Consider the following 1,577-nt stretch of genomic DNA (forward strand, 5'->3'; position numbering starts at 1 on the left):
GGCTGAGGTCGCTGCGATAGCCCGAGCCTAGCTCCGGCGCCGGAGGCAGTTCGTTGACCGGGGTGTGGCAGGCCACAAGGGCCAGGGTTGCGGCAATGACCGTCAGTTGACGGCGGGCAATCGAAAACACGCGCTGAACTCCGTTCATGTTGAGAATGATCTGTTGTTCTAGGGGTACTGCTTTTTACAGGTAAATCGTGCCTTGCATATACAGCACGGCCTTGCCGGAAATAATCACCCGGTCGCCCTTGAGGACACAGCGCAACTGGCCTTTGCGCGCACCGCCTTGCTCGGCGCTCAGGCGTGTTTTGCCCAGGCGCTCGGCCCAGAACGGCGCCAGCGAGGTATGCGCGGAACCGGTGACCGGGTCTTCATTGACCCCCACATTCGGCCCGAACCAACGGGAAATGAAGTCAAACCGCGTGCTCTTGGCCGTCACCGCAATCCCGCGTTTGGGCAGGCCCTTGAGCTGGGCGAAGTCCGGCGTGAGCGCGGCAACCTGGGCTTCATCGTCGAGCAACACAATGTAGTCATCGGTGCCGAACACCTCGGCGCGTTCAATCCCCAGCGCGCTCAACATTCCGGCCGGCGGCTCGCACGCGTGTGGCGCTTTCGCCGGAAAATCCATCGCCAGTTCATCGCCCTCGCGTGTTACCCGCAGCTCGCCGCTGCGCGTTGCAAACCGCAGCACCTCAGGCGCATCCGCCAACGCGTGAATCAACACCCACGCCGCCGCGAGCGTGGCATGGCCGCACAGGTCAACTTCGACGGTCGGGGTGAACCAGCGCAGCTCATAAAAACCGTCGCGGGGGACGAAGTAGGCGGTTTCGGACAGGTTGTTTTCGGCGGCGATGTTTTGCAGTTGCGCGTCGCTCAGCCATTCGGTCAGTGGGCACACCGCAGCGGGGTTGCCGCCGAAGGGGTGTTGGCTGAAGGCGTCGACTTGGTAGATGTCCAGTTTCACCGTGGTGTACTCCATGTGTGCGGGGAGGTTGGACACTAACAGCGGGCTCTGGGGAGCGTCAAAATACAGAAGGCGTGTTTTTTTGCGCGCATGCAAGCTGCAGGGAAGGGTGCGGCGGAGCTTTTTCGGTGTCTCAGAAAAATGCCCCGACAGGCCGGGGCATTTTCAGGTCGCGGTTTTACACGCTCTGGTGCTATTTCTGCGCGTGGTTTTGCTGGCTGCCACCGCCGATCTGCCACACGTAGGGCGGTTCGGTGCCATTGATCTCCCAGTCACCGAGGATCCGCTCTTTATAGATCAATGGATTGTGTGAGGCCGCAGTGCGCGCATTGCGCCAGTGTCGGTCGAGTTGCAGGCTCGCGCGTGCGGCGGATGCGCCCAAGGCGTTGAACAGGTCGCTGGTGGCGCGAAGCACCAGATCGGCAATCACCACTTGCGCTTGGGCCGACTCCAGCTCTGCGGCAATATTGGCCTCGCGTTCGGCCTGCGCATCCTTGGCGAAGTGTGCCACGTAGGCGCGTTGTGAGGCCTGTGCGGCGCGCAGGGTCGCCGCTTCAGCCGTGTAGACCTGCGCCGAGGCCTTGCCGACCACCTGCTGCACCTGCGCATCGTC

The 1,577-nt window shown here is 62.5% G+C and carries 1 protein-coding gene and 1 pseudogene; both read right to left on the reverse strand.

Annotated elements, in window-relative coordinates; all coding sequences use genetic code 11:
• Positions 1-184: 184 nt before the first annotated feature.
• Positions 185-964, reverse strand: coding sequence for a PhzF family phenazine biosynthesis protein (locus tag L9Z73_RS30255; protein ID WP_247408621.1), 780 nt, complete (start codon positions 962-964; stop codon positions 185-187).
• A gap of 193 nt (positions 965-1,157) precedes the next feature.
• A pseudogene (locus L9Z73_RS30260) lies at positions 1,158-1,577 on the reverse strand (monooxygenase); the annotation flags it as partial.

It is taken from the genome of Pseudomonas emilianonis (genome assembly GCF_023072625.1).
In the GTDB taxonomy this organism is placed as follows: domain Bacteria; phylum Pseudomonadota; class Gammaproteobacteria; order Pseudomonadales; family Pseudomonadaceae; genus Aquipseudomonas; species Aquipseudomonas paraveronii.